This window comes from Rhizobium sp. BK512 (assembly GCF_014194915.1).
Taxonomy (GTDB): Bacteria; Pseudomonadota; Alphaproteobacteria; order Rhizobiales; family Rhizobiaceae; genus Rhizobium.
Genome location: NZ_JACIAS010000002.1, coordinates 634496 through 650917 on the forward strand (window position 1 = coordinate 634496; position 16422 = coordinate 650917).

Annotated in this window: 13 protein-coding genes; 9 read left to right on the forward strand and 4 right to left on the reverse strand. The window is 62.3% G+C overall.

The window, feature by feature from the left end:
• Positions 1-66 precede the first annotated feature (66 nt).
• On the reverse strand, positions 67-1203 hold the full coding sequence (locus tag FHX06_RS09100; protein WP_183878978.1) for an esterase-like activity of phytase family protein: 1137 nt from the start codon (positions 1201-1203) through the stop codon (positions 67-69).
• A gap of 143 nt (positions 1204-1346) precedes the next feature.
• Positions 1347-3419, reverse strand: coding sequence for a DNA topoisomerase IV subunit B (gene parE / locus FHX06_RS09105; RefSeq protein WP_113213228.1), 2073 nt, complete (start codon positions 3417-3419; stop codon positions 1347-1349).
• A 205-nt stretch (positions 3420-3624) separates the two neighbouring features.
• Between parE and FHX06_RS09110 the strand changes: the two genes are divergently transcribed.
• From FHX06_RS09110 to FHX06_RS09125, 4 genes are all read left to right on the forward strand, one after another.
• Positions 3625-4509 carry an alpha/beta hydrolase gene (locus FHX06_RS09110; RefSeq protein ID WP_113213229.1) on the forward strand — a complete coding sequence of 295 codons (885 nt, stop codon included), beginning with the start codon at positions 3625-3627 and terminating at the stop codon, positions 4507-4509.
• Between the two features lie 125 nt (positions 4510-4634).
• Positions 4635-5405, forward strand: coding sequence for a triose-phosphate isomerase (gene tpiA, locus FHX06_RS09115; RefSeq protein WP_112547659.1), 771 nt, complete (start codon positions 4635-4637; stop codon positions 5403-5405).
• 108 nt (positions 5406-5513) lie between these two features.
• On the forward strand, positions 5514-6047 hold the full coding sequence (gene secG / locus FHX06_RS09120) for a preprotein translocase subunit SecG (RefSeq protein ID WP_113213230.1): 534 nt from the start codon (positions 5514-5516) through the stop codon (positions 6045-6047).
• A 143-nt stretch (positions 6048-6190) separates the two neighbouring features.
• On the forward strand, positions 6191-7819 hold the full coding sequence (locus FHX06_RS09125) for a CTP synthase (protein WP_112547657.1): 1629 nt from the start codon (positions 6191-6193) through the stop codon (positions 7817-7819).
• 64 nt (positions 7820-7883) lie between these two features.
• Here FHX06_RS09125 and FHX06_RS09130 read toward each other — a convergent pair whose 3' ends face one another.
• On the reverse strand, positions 7884-8972 hold the full coding sequence (locus tag FHX06_RS09130; protein ID WP_113213231.1) for a citrate synthase/methylcitrate synthase: 1089 nt from the start codon (positions 8970-8972) through the stop codon (positions 7884-7886).
• Positions 8973-9055: 83 nt separating this feature from the next.
• Between FHX06_RS09130 and FHX06_RS09135 the strand changes: the two genes are divergently transcribed.
• The 4 genes from FHX06_RS09135 to FHX06_RS09150 all read left to right on the forward strand — a co-directional run bounded on the left by FHX06_RS09135 (position 9056) and on the right by FHX06_RS09150 (position 14679).
• Entirely contained in the window at positions 9056-10195 is a 1140-nt protein-coding gene (locus FHX06_RS09135) for a citrate synthase (RefSeq protein ID WP_183878980.1), read from the forward strand.
• Positions 10196-10311: 116 nt separating this feature from the next.
• The gene (locus tag FHX06_RS09140) at positions 10312-10839 is read left to right on the forward strand and encodes a FecR domain-containing protein (protein ID WP_183878982.1); all 528 of its coding nucleotides are present in this window, start codon (positions 10312-10314) and stop codon (positions 10837-10839) included.
• Between the two features lie 8 nt (positions 10840-10847).
• Positions 10848-12710 carry a CHASE2 domain-containing protein gene (locus FHX06_RS09145; protein ID WP_183878984.1) on the forward strand — a complete coding sequence of 621 codons (1863 nt, stop codon included), beginning with the start codon at positions 10848-10850 and terminating at the stop codon, positions 12708-12710.
• A gap of 97 nt (positions 12711-12807) precedes the next feature.
• Complete coding sequence (locus FHX06_RS09150) at positions 12808-14679, forward strand: DEAD/DEAH box helicase (protein ID WP_113015887.1); 1872 nt, start codon at positions 12808-12810, stop codon at positions 14677-14679.
• Between the two features lie 53 nt (positions 14680-14732).
• Here FHX06_RS09150 and FHX06_RS09155 read toward each other — a convergent pair whose 3' ends face one another.
• Entirely contained in the window at positions 14733-15515 is a 783-nt protein-coding gene (locus FHX06_RS09155) for an alpha/beta fold hydrolase (protein WP_112547651.1), read from the reverse strand.
• 157 nt (positions 15516-15672) lie between these two features.
• Between FHX06_RS09155 and FHX06_RS09160 the strand changes: the two genes are divergently transcribed.
• Complete coding sequence (locus tag FHX06_RS09160; RefSeq protein WP_183878986.1) at positions 15673-16335, forward strand: class I SAM-dependent methyltransferase; 663 nt, start codon at positions 15673-15675, stop codon at positions 16333-16335.
• Positions 16336-16422 lie beyond the last annotated feature (87 nt).

Genomic DNA, 16422 nt, shown 5'->3' on the forward strand with positions numbered 1-16422 from the left:
TTCAAGGTCCGCCCGGATAAAGCGTATACAAAGCGTGGCTGTTTTTAGCTTCCGATCGCCTCGATATTATTGAGGGCGGTGGTTGATCTTGAAGGCGTAGAACTGACTCTTCTGGCCGGTCGAGAAATTATTGTCCGAACCGAGGATCAGGACATCAGTACCGTCCTTCGCCTTGCCGATTGCCATGGCCTCGATGTTGTCGGGCGTCAGGCCGATGGCGCGCAGATCCAGCACCTGGCTTTTGCGGGCCGGGACGACGCGCTGGTCGCTCTTGGCAAGCGAGGCGATGGCGGAGACATCGGTCGCGCCGTCGAGATCCATCATGAAAAGCTTGACGTTGTTGCCGAAGCCCTGGGCATAGCTGCGCTCGACGGCAAGCAGGCGGTGATCATCGAGCGCAATCATTTCCGACATGCCGTTGTCGTTGCCGCCGTCGGCCTTCGTGGCGGCCTGCGGGATTGGCGAGACCGGATAGACATACTGAGTCTTCGGCTCCCCGGTTGCGCCGTCATAGCGGATAATGCGCGACAGGCTGCCTGTCGTCAGGCTGGGATTCGGGCCGTCCTGATAGAGGGCTGCCTCTACGCCGACGAAGACATCACCGGATGGAGACACTGCGATATCCTCGAAAGCGAGATTGTCGCGGATGCCGGTCGACTTGTCGGCGGTCGGTGCAAAACCGTCGGGCAACTTGAACTCGCGCACGAAGGCGCCATCAGGAGAGGTGACGCGCACGAAGGGGGCGATCAGCGCCTTAGCGTCGCCTTCGCTACCCCAGTAAATGCCGTCCTTGCCGAAGCGGATGGATTCAGGATCGACGGTGCGCGAGGCAAAAGGCTGGCCGTTCTTGTCCTGGAGGGTGACATGCTTGACGACGGTGACGCCCTTCAGGCCGGCGGCGCCGACATCGATATCAAGATCGTAGAAGCGGGCCGGGGCCTTTTCGGAGCGATCGTCGCTGATGGCAATGTAATGGCCAGTGGCGGCATCGAAATCGAGGCCGGAAATGCCGCCGAATTCAACGCCGTTTTCCATCTGACCGGTCGGGATGACGAATTCACCGAGATAGGAAAGGGAGATCGCAGCGGCGCAATCGCCGAAGGGGCAGGCGGTCTCGACGGTCGCGCCAATATCGGTTGCGAAAACGGAAGCGGTGCTGGACAGGAAAACGAAAGCGGCAGTCGCGAGAAAACGCTTGGTCATGGCAAATATCCGGCAAAGGGTTGAAACAAGAGGGCCGGCGCTGCAGTGACCTCTCGGGAGGGCAGAGCGCCGGCCGTTCTATTGCGCCGGTATTTTGACGGAAGCGTAACGGTTCTTCGTCAGTTCTATGAATTCGCCAAGGCTTAAATATCGAGGTCTTCGGCGAAAGCTGCACGTTCCTGGATGAAACGGAAGCGTGCCTCGGCCTTTGTCCCCATCAGGTCGTCGACGGCATTGCGCGTGCCTTCGAAATCCACCTCGTCGATCAGCACGCGCAGAAGCGTGCGCTTAGACGGGTCCATGGTGGTTTCCTTGAGCTGGGCGGGCAGCATTTCGCCGAGACCTTTGAAGCGGCTGATCTCGATCTTGGCCTTGCCCTTGAATTCCGTCTCCATGAGTTCGGCGCGATGCTCATCGTCACGGGCATAGGCAGATTTTGCGCCCTGCGTGATCTTGTAGAGCGGCGGCACGGCGAGGAAGAGATGACCGCCGCGCACAAGCTCCGGCATCTCCTGATAGAAGAAGGTGATGAGCAGCGAAGCGATATGCGCGCCGTCGACGTCGGCATCGGTCATGACGATGATGCGTTCGTAGCGAAGATCCTCTTCGCGATATTTCGAGCGCGTGCCGCAGCCGAGCGCCTGGACGAGATCGGAGATCTGCTGGTTGGCTCCGAGCTTCTCGCGGCCGGCGCTGGCAACGTTGAGGATCTTGCCGCGCAGCGGCAGGATCGCCTGATTGGCGCGATTGCGCGCCTGCTTGGCGGAGCCACCTGCCGAGTCACCCTCGACCAGAAAAAGTTCGGCGCCTTCAGCGGTGTTCTGCGAGCAATCGGCAAGTTTGCCGGGCAGGCGCAGCTTGCGAACCGCGGTCTTGCGGTTGACTTCCTTCTCCTTGCGGCGGCGCAGGCGCTCTTCGGCTCGCTCGATCACCCAGTCGAGAAGCTTCTCGGCTTCACCCGGATTATCGGCGAGATAGTGATCGAACGGGTCACGCAGAGTGTTTTCGACAAGGCGCTGGGCTTCGACCGTCGCCAGTCGATCCTTCGTCTGGCCGACAAATTCCGGTTCGCGGATGAAGACCGAGAGCATGCCGACGGCCGAAATCATCACGTCGTCGGTGGTGATCTGTGCAGCGCGCTTGTTCTGCGTCAATTCGGCATAACTCTTCAGGCCCTTGGTCAGCGCGATGCGCAGACCCGCCTCATGCGTGCCACCTTCGGGTGTCGGAATGGTGTTGCAATAGGAGTGAACCTGCGGATCGCCGCCATACCAAGTGATCGCCCATTCCAGCGCACCGTGGCCGGCAACCTTTTCGCTCTTGCCAGCGAAGATTTCGCGGGTGACGGTGAATTCCTTGCCCATCGTCGCCTGCAGGTAATCCTTCAGGCCGCCGGGGAAGTGGAAGACGGCCTTGTCAGGCACGTCGGAGCCTTCGGGCAGCACGCCCGGATCGCAGCTCCAGCGGATCTCGACGCCGCCGAAGAGATAGGCTTTCGACCGGGCCATGCGGAAGACTCGGCCCGCATCGAACTTCGCGTGGTCGCCAAAGATCTGCGGGTCGGGGTGGAAGCGAACCTTGGTGCCGCGGCGATTGTGCACATCACCCAGCTCCTCGATGCCACCCTGCGGCACGCCGCGTGAGAAGCGCTGGCGGTAGAGCTTGCGGTTGCGAGCGACTTCGACTTCGAGAACATCCGACAGTGCATTGACGACGGAGACGCCGACGCCGTGCAGACCGCCAGAGGTCTCATAGGCCTTGCCGTCGAACTTACCGCCGGCATGAAGCTTGGTCATGATGACTTCGAGCGTCGACTTGCCGGGAACCTGCGGATGGTTCTCGACCGGAATGCCGCGGCCGTTGTCGGTGACAGTCAGATAACCCTGAATATCGAGATGCACGTCGATGAAATCGGCATGGCCGGCCACCGCTTCGTCCATCGAGTTGTCGATGACTTCGGCAAAGAGGTGGTGCAGTGCCTTTTCGTCGGTACCGCCGATATACATGCCGGGGCGCATGCGCACCGGTTCCAGACCTTCCAGAACACGGATCGATGAGGCGCCATAATCATCGCCGTTCGACGTTGCCGGGGCAGGGCGCGCGGCAGCGGGTGCCGCAGCCGCGGCGGGCCGTTCGGCAGGTGCCGCAGGCTTTGCAGCCTCCTCCTGCTTTTGCGCGAGGGGCATTCCGGAAAAGAGGTCGTTGCTGTCTTCCATGGAACCGTTCAGATCTTCATTCTCGTGAAGGGCCGCCGCTGGCCCACAATAGTCGCGGTCCGTATCGCGTTTGCGAATCAGGGGAATTCTGACAGAAAGCGCCCCGATACGCGACGCGCCCCGGATTTGCGGAGCTTTTCAAGATGTGATTTGCGTTGCCGGGCGCCGAATGGCAAGTCGCGGCAGCTCTTTGGGAACCATCTGCATGCCGATGTCCACAAGTCATTGCACCATAATCACTGCAATTGCGGCCTTTTTCCTGTCCGCGGCTGTCACGACCACCTCGGCCGAGACGTTGCCGCCCTACAAGGACGATCTGTTTTCGACGCAGAAAGTGCTGCAGACGGGCGATGACGGCGCATCGGAAGTGATCGATTACGACGAGATGCGCGACATTAATGGGCGCGACCAGATCCCTCAAAAGCGGGTACAGCAGAAATATGTCTCGCTCGGCATCAAGAAACTGCAGGCGGACGAAACGCTGTCGCTCGACGGCGTTAAGCTCGATGTCACCAGGGTGGGACCGGCTGAGAATGCCGCCTTCACGGTCATCTTCATACACGGCCGCGACGGCGACCGGCGCCTCGGCGCCAACGACTATTCCTTCGGCGGCAATTTCAACCGGCTGAAGAACCTTACGGCCGGTAATGGGGGCGTCTACTATTCGCCGACGGTCAAAACCTTCGACGCCACTGGCGTGACCGCCATTGCCGGGCTCATCCGCTATGCAAACGCGCAGTCTCCCGGCCGCCCGGTCATTCTCAGCTGCGCCTCGATGGGCAGCCAGATCTGCTGGGGCATCACCCGTGACGCCGAGAGCGTCAAACGGCTGAAGGGGATGCTGATCATGAGCGGCGTCTCGGACCCGGATTTTGCGAAAAGCCCATTCTACAAGGCCAAGCTGCCGCTGTGGTTTGCCCATGGCAGCCGTGACCCTGTCTATGCCGCCACCGACCAGCAGGCGCTGTACGAAAAGCTCCACAAGGCAAAATACCCGACGCATTTCACGCTCTTCCAGAATGGCAATCATGGGACGCCGATCCGCATGATCGACTGGCGCAGAGTGCTGAACTGGGTTCTGGCGTCCTGAGCGGGCAGATTCCAGGTCACATAGGGCTTTCAGGCCATCATATTTCGCCGAGGCCACCCCAGGCGCTTTCCTTTGAGCCACGCTTTTGCTAAGGCCGCCGGATATGCGGATTTTGGGAGAGCAGCATGACACCTGACGTACGCCCGCTCGTGGCGGGGAACTGGAAGATGAACGGCACGCGCGATTCATTGGACCAGATCAAGGCGATTGCCCAGGGCGTCATGGTTCCCTTGTCCGACAAGGTCGAAACGCTGATCTGCCCGCCGGCGACACTGCTTTACGTCTCGACCGCGCTTGCGACCGACAGCCCACTTGCGATCGGCGGACAGGATTGCCATCAGGCCCAGTCCGGCGCGCATACTGGCGATATTTCGGCCGACATGATCGCCGATTGCTTCGGCACTTACGTGATCGTTGGCCATTCGGAACGGCGCATCGACCATGCCGAGACCGACCATATGATCCGCGGCAAGGCACAAGCCGCCTATCAGGCGGACCTGACGGCGATCGTCTGCGTCGGCGAGACCGGCGAAGAGCGCGACGCCTATCAGACGCTCGACATTCTCAAGCGCCAGCTTTCCGGCTCGCTGCCGGGGGAAGCAACTGCTGACAATACCGTCATTGCCTATGAGCCCGTCTGGGCGATCGGCACCGGGCTGACACCGACGGCAAAGGATGTGGAAATCGCCCATGCCTTCATCCGCTCCGAACTCGTCCACCGCTTCGGTGATGAGGGCAAGGGCATGCGCATTCTCTATGGCGGCTCGGTCAAGCCCGGCAATGCCCGCGAACTGCTTGCCGTCGACAATGTCGATGGCGCGCTGATCGGCGGGGCGAGCTTGAAAGCCACCGACTTCCTCGCCATCTACGGCACATACGAGGCGCTGCTCGCCTGAGTCGATTGCATATTCCTGGCCGAAGGGCTTGGAATAGCTGATGACCTCATGTAAAGAGCCGCCAGATTATTACTTTATGTCCGTCCTCAGACGGGCAGGACTGGACCCATGCAGACCGTATTGATTGTCATCCATCTCATGATCGTGCTCGCGCTCGTCGGCGTCGTGCTCATCCAGCGCTCCGAAGGCGGCGGTCTCGGTATCGGCGGCGGATCGGGCTTCATGTCGGCCCGCGGCACGGCCAATGCGCTGACGCGCACGACGGCGATCCTGGCGACGCTGTTTTTCCTTACTTCGCTCGGCCTCGGCATCCTGACCCGTTACGAAAGCCGCCCGACCGATATTCTCAATCGCATTCCGGCAACGAGCGGGCAGGGCAACGGCATTCTCGATTCGCTCGGCGGTGGCAACACGCCGGCTCCGGCTCAGCCTGCCGATAACAGCGGCATTCCGAATGGCGGCGCTGCGGCTCCGGCACCGGCTGCCCCGGCAACGCAAGCTCCTGCAACTCAGGCACCGGCTGCAAGCGCCCCTGCGGTGACCGCTCCGGCTGCTCCGACGACGACGACGGCTCCGGCTCAGCCTGAGGCTCCGGCCGCGACCGCGCCGGCACAGCCTTCCGGCGTCCCCACGGGACAATAAGCCGGTCCAGAAAATAAACCGCCGGCAGGCCCTCGGGTCTGCCGGTTTTCTTTTGTTCAGATTCCTGCGCCACGCACCAAAAGTTCTGGAAAAGAATTTTTGGGCTGGTGGAATCGTTTTTGAAAAGGTATCCGGTGACTCCCATGGCGCGATACGTATTCATCACTGGCGGCGTGGTTTCTTCCCTCGGAAAAGGAATTGCGGCCGCGGCTCTCGGAGCGTTGTTGCAGGCCCGTGGTTATCGGGTCCGGCTTCGCAAACTTGACCCCTATCTGAACGTGGATCCGGGCACTATGAGCCCGACCCAGCACGGCGAAGTCTTCGTCACCGACGACGGCGCGGAGACCGACCTCGATCTCGGCCACTACGAGCGTTTTACCGGACGCTCGGCGACCAAGACCGACAACATCACCACCGGCCGAATCTACAAGAACATCATCGACAAGGAACGCCGCGGTGACTATCTCGGCGCGACCGTTCAGGTCATCCCGCACGTCACCAACGAGATCAAGGATTTCGTCATCGAAGGCAATGACGACTATGATTTCGTCATCTGCGAAATCGGCGGCACGGTCGGCGATATCGAGGCGATGCCTTTCATGGAAGCGATCCGCCAGCTCGGCAACGACCTGCCGCGCGGCACCGCAATCTACGTCCACCTGACCCTGATGCCGTACATTCCGGCAGCGGGCGAGCTGAAGACCAAGCCGACGCAGCATTCCGTCAAGGAACTGCAGGCGCTCGGCATTCATCCCGATATCCTGCTGGTGCGCGCCGACCGGGAAATCCCGGAAGCCGAACGCCGCAAGCTGTCGCTGTTCTGCAACGTGCGCCCTTCCGCCGTCATTCAGGCACTCGACGTTGCCAATATCTACGACGTGCCGATGGCCTATCACAAGGAAGGCCTCGACGACGAAGTGCTTGCCGCCTTCGGCATCGAGCCGGCTCCCAAGCCGCGCCTCGACCAGTGGGAAGAGGTCTGCAACCGCATCCGTACGCCGGAAGGTGAGGTCACGATCGCGATCGTCGGCAAATATACCGGCCTCAAGGATGCCTATAAGTCGCTGATCGAAGCGCTGCATCACGGTGGCATCGCCAACCGCGTCAAGGTCAAGCTCGAATGGATCGAGTCGGAGGTCTTCGAAAAGGAAGATCCGGCACCGTATCTCGAGAAGGTGCACGGCATTCTGGTGCCGGGCGGCTTCGGCGAGCGCGGTTCGGAAGGCAAGATCCATGCTGCGCGTTTTGCCCGTGAGCGCAAGGTGCCGTATTTCGGTATCTGCTTCGGCATGCAGATGGCCGTCATCGAGGCTGCGCGCAACCTCGCCGATGTCTCGAACGCCTCCTCGACCGAATTCGGCCCGACGCCGGAGCCGGTTGTCGGCCTGATGACGGAATGGGTGAAGGGCAACGAGTTGCAGAAGCGCACGGCAGCGGGCGATCTCGGCGGCACGATGCGTCTCGGTGCCTACAAGGCGTCCCTGAAGAAGGGCACGAAGATTTCGGATATATACGGCTCGACCGATATTTCCGAGCGTCACCGCCATCGCTACGAAGTCAATATCGACTACAAGGACCGGCTGGAAAACTGCGGCCTCGTCTTCTCGGGCATGTCGCCTGACGGTGTCCTGCCTGAGACGATCGAATATCCCGACCATCCCTGGTTCATCGGCGTTCAGTACCATCCTGAACTGAAGTCCCGCCCGCTCGATCCGCATCCGCTCTTTGCAAGCTTCATCGAAGCGGCGACGGAACAGAGCCGATTGGTCTAATTCTTCGCTGTTACACAATTCCAGCCGCTCCCTCCGAAACGAGGGAGCGGCTTTTTTCATTCCGTCACGCCGCCTGCGGCAGCGGTCCCACGTAGACCGAGCGGGGACGAATGAGACGACCTTCCAGCCCCTGTTCGCGGGCATGGGCGACCCAGCCGACAGTGCGGCCGATCGCAAAGACGCCGGTAAAGGCATCGCGCGGGAAGCCGAGGCTTTCCAGAAGCAACGCGGTATAGAATTCCACATTCACATCCAGTGGTCGGTCTGGCTTGCGCTCCTTCAGGATCGCGAGCGCTGCCTGCTCAACGGCTTCGGCAAGCGCGATGCGGCCGGTATTCACCTGACCTGCGGCAACAAGCGGCTTCAGCGCATTTTTCAGCGCATCGGCACGCGGGTCGCGCACGCGGTAAACACGGTGGCCGAAGCCCATCAGCCGTTCGCCGCGATCGAGCGCCGAGCGCAGCCAGGGGCCGGCATTGGCATCGCTCCCGATACCGTCAAGCATATCGAGCACCGGCCCCGGCGCGCCCCCATGCAGCGGCCCCTTCAGTGCGCTGATCGCCGCCAGCACCGAGGAGGTGAGGCCGGCGCGGGTGGAGGCGATGACGCGCGATGCGAAGGTCGAGGCGTTGAGGCCGTGATCGGAGATCGTTACGAGATAGGTGTCGAGTGCACCCGTCTGCTCGGCGCTCGGCACCGTGCCCGATAGCATCCGCAGGATATCGGCTGACTGCGACGAGCCGGCATCGGGCTTTATCGGCTTCTCGCCGCGCTGCAGGCGCAGAACCGCCGGCAGGAAGACAGCGGGTGCTGCAAGCAGGCGAAGCGCAGTATCGATATCTTCACCGTCCGGCAACCGGGCGACGAGTGCTCGCATCGCATCGACCGGCGGCAGCGCCAGCAAGCGGGAATCGGCGGCTTTGATTTCCGCGAAAACTTCCCGTCGCGCCTGGCCAAGCCGGCGGCGCAACTCGGTTGCATCGAGATGCGGTTCGATCAATCCATCCAGCAGCAGCGCGGCGACATCTTCATAGGTACTGCGCCCGGCCAGATGATCCAGGGATATGCCGCGGATGATCAGCCGGCCCGCTTCGCCGTCGACATCCGAGAGCTGTGTTTCAGCGGCAATGACATCTTCCAAACCATTTTTCATGGGTTTTCTCCTTTACCAGAGGAAAGATCGGACCTAGTTTGGTTGACGTCAATCTTGATGTAATTGATCAATATGAGGTTGCGATGACCTGGGTGACAGCAGAGGAAGCGCTGGCGGAACTCGGCACCAAGCCGCAGACGCTTTATGCCAATGTCAGCCGGGGTCGCATCCGCGCCAAGGCCGACCCAGCCGACCCGCGCCGCAGCCTCTATCAGCAAAGCGACGTCAAACGGCTTGCCGAGCGGCATGCCGGCCGACGTAAGAGCGAGACGGTCGCCGCCGAGGCAATCAGCTGGGGCGATCCCGTGCTGGCATCCGCGATCTCAACCATTGCCGCGGGACGATTGCTTTATCGGGGGCGGGATGCGGCGGAGCTTTCAGTGCATGCGACGCTGGAGGAGACTGCGCTGCTCCTTTGGAATGCGGAAAGTTTTACCTGCGTGCCACCGCGCGCCCCAGAGCCGGCAGCGCCTGCCATTCAGGCTGCACTTATGGCGCTGGCAGGACGGGTGAGCGCAGATCTGCCGTCGCTCGGACGTGCGCGCCCCGCCTTGCAGATGGAAGCATGCAGCGTGCTTTCCACCATTGCCGATGCGCTGGCGCCAGGCCCGACGGACCATTCCCTGCATCACCGTCTTGCTGCCTGCTGGGGCAGGCCGGAGGCCGCCGATTGCCTGCGTCGGGCGCTCGTCATGTTCGCCGATCATGAGCTGAATGCCTCGACCTTCGCTGTCCGCGTCACGGTTTCGACGGGAGCGGCACTTTCTGCGGCCGTGCTCTCGGGTCTCTCGACGCTGACCGGCCCACTGCATGGCTCGGCGTGGCGGAGTATCGATGCCCTTGTCGAAGCCGCATCCAGCATCGGGGCGGAGCGCGCGATCCGCCACCAGTTGCTGCGGGGAAGCAGGCTGGGGGCCTTCGGACATCCGCTTTATCCCGACGGCGATGTGCGGGCACGCGTTCTGCTCTCGTCTTTCGACGTGCCGCCAATCTTCCGCGATGTTCAGCGGGCGGGCGAAGAGATGGTGGGCGAGCCGGTCAACGCCGATTTCGCGCTTGCCGCCATGACGGCCGCCTTCAACCTGCCGGAGGAGGCGCCGATCATCATCTTCGCACTGGCGCGCACAGCCGGCTGGCTGGCGCATGCGATGGAGCAGATCGAAAGCGGCCATCTGATCCGCCCTCGCGCTCGCTACATCGGGCCGTCACCGAGCGGACCCTGAATGTTTCCGAATGGCTTGCACGGCCTCCGATTTTTGCATAGGGAAACCGGCGAATTCAGCTAGTATCGACCGGCCGGCGCCTTCGAGGATGTACCGGCGGTCATGAGAGGCGGATCATGAAAGCCATCCCAGCAATCTCCCTCAGCCTGTTTTTCGCTGTCCTGACCATCGGGCTCCTGCCTCAGGGAGCAGCTTATGCCCAGTCCGCCAGCTGCGCGATTTCGCGGGCGGCGAATGGCAACCAGATCTTCCGCTGCCCTGGCGGCGTCAATATCACCGCCGAACGCGGAGCATCGTTCACACTCATCGATCGCAATCGCGACGGCAGCCCGGATTCGCTGTCATTGCGCAGCAAGGCTGCCCTTGTCGACGTGGACAGCAGCCAGCATCGCGGCGGTTTCCAGGTGGTGACGCCGCAGGCGATCGCGGCCGTTCGCGGCACCCAATGGGCCGTCGATGTCAAAGGCAGCACGACCTCCGTACTGGTCACACGCGGCCGCGTCGGCGTACGCCGTCCGGCAGGGGCAGCCGTCGTGCTTGGACCGGGCGAGGGTGTGGACGTGACGCGCGGAACGGCTGCGCTCACTGTTCGCACCTGGCCGGCGCCCCGCGTCGCGGCTCTTCTTTCACGCCTCGGTCAATAAGCGGTCTCATGAACCACCGGCTTCCGACAGTGATCGCACTGCTGCTCGCCGGTCTGTGGGGCGCTGCCCTCGGCTATTTCCATCTGCAGCAGCAGTCGAACTCCGGCCTGATCGAGCGTGTGGAAGCCACGCTTGTCGATCTGCGCAGCATGATCGTCGGTGTCCGGTCTCCGCCCGATATCGTTTCCATTATCGCGATCGATGACCGCACCGCCGCAGCACATGGCTATCCTCTCAAGCGAGAGACGCTTGCACAACTCGTAACCACCATCGGGGCGTTGAAACCAAGGGCGCTGGCTCTCGATATACTGCTCGTCGATCCCGGCACGGAAGAGGGGGATGCGGCGCTCGCAACGGCGATCAAATCCGCGCCCAGCATCATCGCCGGTGCCGCGACCTTTCCACAAAGTCTCCAGTCGGTGACAGCAAATGCCGAGGATCCGCTTGCAACGGTTCCCGAGGCACAGCAGCTTCTGCTGCCGCAGCCGCGCTTCGCGGAGGCTGCGCCGCTCGGCATCGTCAATGTCGCGACGGACCAGAGCGGCGTGCCGCGTTTCATCCCGCTGTTTTCTCGCGCCGCCGACCGTCTGGACGCAGCCTTTCCTTTGCGCGCGGCCTCGATTGCGCTCGGGGCCGAACCCTTGATCGAAAACGATGGCATCCGGCTCGGTGCTCACCGCATTCCAACGGATACGGGCCAGCGCCTGCCGCTGACGTTCTATGGTCCTGCGGGCAGCATCAGCACCTTCAGCGCTGCCGATGCGCTCGATGGCAAGCTGCCGGCGGATGCCATCACCGGCAAGGTTGTGGTGATCGGCGCAACAGTCACCGGCGGCGGCGATGTCTTTCCCACACCGTTCGATCCCATCCTGCCGGGTGTCGAAGTCATGTCGACGGCAATCACCCATCTGATCGCCGGCGATGGCATGGTCCGCGACAGCAGAACACGGCAGGCGGATGCCGGCATTGCGACGGCCTTGCCTGTTCTCCTGGTCGCGCTGGTCGCGTGGCGCCGCAGCGCTCTCGGCTCCATCATCATATGCCTCACGGTCATTGCCTGGGCGATGCTCAACCTTGCCGCTTTCGCGAACGGTTACTGGCTGAGTGCTGCATTGCCGATTGCGGCTGCACTCCCGCCTGCGATTATTTTCGGCGCCGCAGAACTCTGGCGCGATCGCCGCCGTGCGCGGCACTTTGCCGATCAATCCGAGCGCCTGCAGCGCATCGAGGCGCCCGGCCTCGGGGAGTGGCTGGCGCGCGACCCGGCATTCCTGGCCGAGCCCGTGCGGCAGAATGCTTCCGTCGTCTTCATCGATCTCTCGGGCTTCACCGGCCTCAGCGAAGCGGTTGGACCGGCCATGGTGCGCGAGATCCTCAGCAGCTTCTTTGAACTGATCGATGAGGAAGTACGGCTTCTCGGCGGGGCGATCACCAGCTTCATGGGCGACGGCGCCATGATCCTCTTCGGATTGCCGGCACCGGCGGCGGACGATGCGGCGCGGGCCGCAGCCTGCGCCATACGGCTTGCCGATCGCACGCGCCTCTTCCTTGCAGGCCATCCTGAGCTTCGGCGCAGGAAGATAGGCTTCAAGCTCGGCGCCCATTGCGGCCCGATCGTCGCTTCGCGTCTTGGCACCGGCGACCGGCAGCAGATCACCGCGACGGGCGATACCGTCAATGTCGCGCAGCGGCTGATGGAAGTGGCGGCAAGCCGCGGTGCGGAGCTTGCGCTCAGCGCGGGACTGCTCGACGCCGCCGGTCCCGATGCCATTCCCTTGCACACGGGCCGGTTGGCCGGACCGTTCGATACGAAGCTTCGCGGCCGCTCCGGCGGCATCGCCATCTACACATGGCGCGGCGAGACACTTTGACATTCGCAGCCGGAGCGAGTAGGAACGGCCAACTCTTCGGCCGGACGTTTCCGGCTACGGCGCTCGCTGCGCCTGACAGCTCCGAAAGATCGAACAAATGACTGACTATAACGGCGTCTCTCCGGCGATCGCCAAGGCGTTGCAGAAGCGCGGCTATACAGAGCTTACCCCCGTCCAGAAGGCGATGCTCGATCCGGCGCTCGCAGAATCTGACGCTCTCGTTTCCGCCCAGACCGGCTCGGGCAAGACCGTTGCCTTCGGCCTGGCGCTTGCGCCGACGCTGCTTGAAGGCGCCGAGCGTTTCGGGCCAGCCGCCGCACCTCTTGCTCTCGTGATCGCGCCGACGCGCGAACTGGCACTGCAGGTCAAGCGCGAGCTGGAATGGCTTTACGAAATGGCGGGCGCCGTGATCGTCAGCTGCGTCGGCGGCATGGATATCCGCAGCGAGCGCCGTGCGCTGGAACGCGGTGCGCATATCGTCGTTGGCACGCCGGGACGTCTCTGCGACCACATCCGCCGCCATGCGCTCGACATGAGCGAGCTCAAGGCTGCCGTGCTGGATGAGGCAGACGAGATGCTCGATCTCGGCTTCCGCGAAGATCTGGAATTCATCCTCGAAGCGGCGCCCGATGAGCGCCGTACCCTGATGTTCTCGGCAACGGTTCCAGCTGCGATCGCCAAGCTCGCCAAGAGCTATCAACGCGATGCCGTGCGCATCAGCACGCAGGCGGAAGAGAAGCAGCATATCGATATCGACTACCGCGCGCTCGTCGTTTCTCCAAGCGACCGTGAAAACGCCATCATCAACGTGCTGCGTTATTACGAGGCGCGCAATGCGATCGTCTTCTGTTCGACGCGTGCGGCCGTCAATCACCTGACGGCACGGTTCCACAACCGCAATTTCAATGTCGTGGCACTCTCCGGCGAATTGACCCAGAACGAGCGCAGCCATGCGCTGCAGGCCATGCGCGACGGACGCGCGCGCGTCTGCATCGCGACCGATGTCGCCGCACGCGGCATCGACCTGCCGGGCCTCGATCTCGTCGTGCATGCCGACCTGCCGACCAATCCGGAAACGCTGCTGCATCGCAGCGGCCGTACGGGCCGTGCGGGACGCAAGGGCGTCAGCGCGCTCATCGTGCCGCTCAACGTTCGCCGCAAGGCAGAGCGACTGCTGGAAAATGCCGGCATCAATGCCACCTGGGCACGTCCGCCGTCCGTCGAAGAAGTGACCGAACGCGACGACGAGCGGCTGCTCGCAGATCCGATCTTTGCCGACAAGCCGCAGGATGAAGAACAGGATCTCGTACAGAAGCTGATCGCCAGCCATGGTGCCGAGACGCTTGCCGCCGCTTTCGTGCGCCTCTACCGCGCCAATCAATCGGCGCCGGAAGACCTGATCGAGGTTTCGGTGCAGGACGACCGCGCCCGCAAACGCCGCGACAACGGCGAGGCACGCGAATTTGCTCCGGCGCAGAAGGGACCGCGCGACGACTTCGGTCCGAGCGTCTGGTTCTCGGTCTCCGTCGGCCGCAAGCAGAATGCCGAGCCGCGCTGGCTGATCCCGATGCTCTGCCGCAACGGCAATCTCACGAAGCGTGAGATCGGCGCGATCAAGATGCAGCCGGATGAAACCTTTGTGGAAATTGCTGCTGATAGCGCCGATGGTTTTCTCGGCGCGCTCGGCCCGAACAAGACGATGGAACGCGGTATCCGCGTGGTCAGGCTGAACGGCATGCCCGATTTCAGCAAACCGGCTGCCAAACCCTTTGCCAAGAAGCCGTTCGAGGATCGTGGCGATGATCGTTTCCGCGGCGAGAAGCCGAAGGGCAAGTTCGGCAAGGACAGGCCCGCCAGCGCCGAGCGTCAGGACGACAAGCCCTGGACGAAGAAAGGCCCGAAGCCGAAATTCGAAGGCGGCAAGTTCGAAGGCGGCAAGGGCAAGTTCGGTAAGAAAAAGGACCGCTAACGCAGTCGCCGGCCGCACTGGTAAGGCAATGCGGCCGGCATGCAGCGAAGGTCTCAGATATGTTCGTCTTGACCGGCTGCTGCGAGGATGAGATCGGCGACGGCGCGCGGCTGCGAGATCAGCGAAACGTGGCTGGCGTCGAGCTCCACAGTGGTCGCATTCATGCGCTTTGCCATGAAGCGTTCGAGATCGGGATTGATGGTGCGGTCGTTCTTCGAAACGGCGTACCATGACGGCTTGGAGCGCCAGGCGGCAACCGTTGTCTTGGCAGTGAACAGCGTATCGGAAATGCGGCCCTGCACGGCATAGAGCGCCTTGGCGCGGGCAACCGGCAGATCGCCGGCGAAGTCTCTCACGAAAGCTTCCTCGCTCAACTGGGCGTAACCGCCATTGTGAACAAGGCCGGCACTGGCCGGCGGCGTCGGATATTGCTTGGCAAGCGCGGTATAATCCTCGCCGGCATCCGGTGCGCGAGCGGCGATGTAGACGAGTGCCGTGACCTTGGGATCGACACCAGCTTCGGTGACGAGCATGCCGGAATAGGAATGGCCGACCAGCACGGTCGGACCATCCATCAGCGCCAGGATACGCTTGGTGGCTTCGACGTCGTCGGCAAAAGAGGTGAGGGGGTTTTGAACGGCCATCACGTTCAGACCGGCGGCCTGCAGATGAGGGATGACATCCAGCCAGCAGGATGCATCGGCATAAGCGCCATGGACGAGAACGACATTCTTTGCCTTGGCGACGGTGGCGGCCCGGCTGGCAGCCGGAAACATGCTGAGTGCGGCCCCTGCAACGAGAGCGGCCGAGAATGAGCGTCTGGTGATCGGTTGCATAAGTTCCTCCAGCTTTGGGAAATAGGGGCGAACCCTGGGGGATCGCGGGTGGAAATTACGCGGGGGCGCGGGCTTCCATAACTATACAAAGGTCCAGCGAGGTATTATGCCGTCCGGAGAGCCTGAAGGCCTGTCGCAACGAGGCAATCGATAGCAGATGAGACCGGCGTCCACAGATGATCGTCTCGACCTGACGGCCTTCATCAAGGCGAACCTGCCGCTTTCGGAAGTGCCTTCCATACCTAAGGTCAGGCTGCATACGGCGACACCGAGGAGCGGCCTCTATCGGCTTGCAATGGCTGACGATTCCGACCTGATGCCGCCCTACTGGGCCTATCCCTGGGCAGGTGGCGCCGTGCTTGCGCGCTATCTCTTCGACCATCCCGAAACGGTTGCCGGCAAACGCATCATCGATCTCGGAACCGGCTCCGGTCTTGTCGCTATTGCGGCAATGAAATGCGGTGCAGCACATGCGCTGGCCGTTGATATAGATGACAAGGCGATTGCTGCTACGCTGCTGAACGCTGCAGCGAATGGTGTGATGATCGAGACGCAACTCAGCGACATCATGGGAGATGCTCCGCCTGCTGCCGAGGTAATGCTGGCCGGTGATATCTTCTATGACGAGGCGTTGGCGGGGCGTGTCCTGCCGTTTCTCGAACGCTGCCGCATGGCCGGTCTCGATGTGCTCGTCGGCGATCCCGGCAGGGCGCCCCTTCCAACGTATTCACTGCTGCGGCTTGCAAACTATGCGGTTCCGGATTTTGGCGGAGCCCAGAGCCTCTCGACCGCCGACAGCGCTGTTTTCCGACTGAAGTGAACCGAGAAAAGTGCATCGCTTGAAACGACGCACCAATCACACTTTCGTCTTGCGCCACAATAGATGACATGTCATTTATTGCTATCC

Coding starts and splice junctions, on each gene's coding strand:
- FHX06_RS09155 (WP_112547651.1), bottom strand. CDS start 15,515: ATGCAACCGATCACCAGACGCTCATTCTCGGCCGCTCTCGTTGCAGGG.
- tpiA (WP_112547659.1), top strand. CDS start 4,635: ATGACACCTGACGTACGCCCGCTCGTGGCGGGGAACTGGAAGATGAAC.
- FHX06_RS09145 (WP_183878984.1), top strand. CDS start 10,848: ATGAACCACCGGCTTCCGACAGTGATCGCACTGCTGCTCGCCGGTCTG.
- FHX06_RS09150 (WP_113015887.1), top strand. CDS start 12,808: ATGACTGACTATAACGGCGTCTCTCCGGCGATCGCCAAGGCGTTGCAG.
- FHX06_RS09130 (WP_113213231.1), bottom strand. CDS start 8,972: ATGAAAAATGGTTTGGAAGATGTCATTGCCGCTGAAACACAGCTCTCG.
- parE (WP_113213228.1), bottom strand. CDS start 3,419: ATGGAAGACAGCAACGACCTCTTTTCCGGAATGCCCCTCGCGCAAAAG.
- FHX06_RS09125 (WP_112547657.1), top strand. CDS start 6,191: ATGGCGCGATACGTATTCATCACTGGCGGCGTGGTTTCTTCCCTCGGA.
- secG (WP_113213230.1), top strand. CDS start 5,514: ATGCAGACCGTATTGATTGTCATCCATCTCATGATCGTGCTCGCGCTC.
- FHX06_RS09100 (WP_183878978.1), bottom strand. CDS start 1,203: ATGACCAAGCGTTTTCTCGCGACTGCCGCTTTCGTTTTCCTGTCCAGC.
- FHX06_RS09160 (WP_183878986.1), top strand. CDS start 15,673: ATGAGACCGGCGTCCACAGATGATCGTCTCGACCTGACGGCCTTCATC.
- FHX06_RS09140 (WP_183878982.1), top strand. CDS start 10,312: ATGAAAGCCATCCCAGCAATCTCCCTCAGCCTGTTTTTCGCTGTCCTG.
- FHX06_RS09110 (WP_113213229.1), top strand. CDS start 3,625: ATGCCGATGTCCACAAGTCATTGCACCATAATCACTGCAATTGCGGCC.
- FHX06_RS09135 (WP_183878980.1), top strand. CDS start 9,056: ATGACCTGGGTGACAGCAGAGGAAGCGCTGGCGGAACTCGGCACCAAG.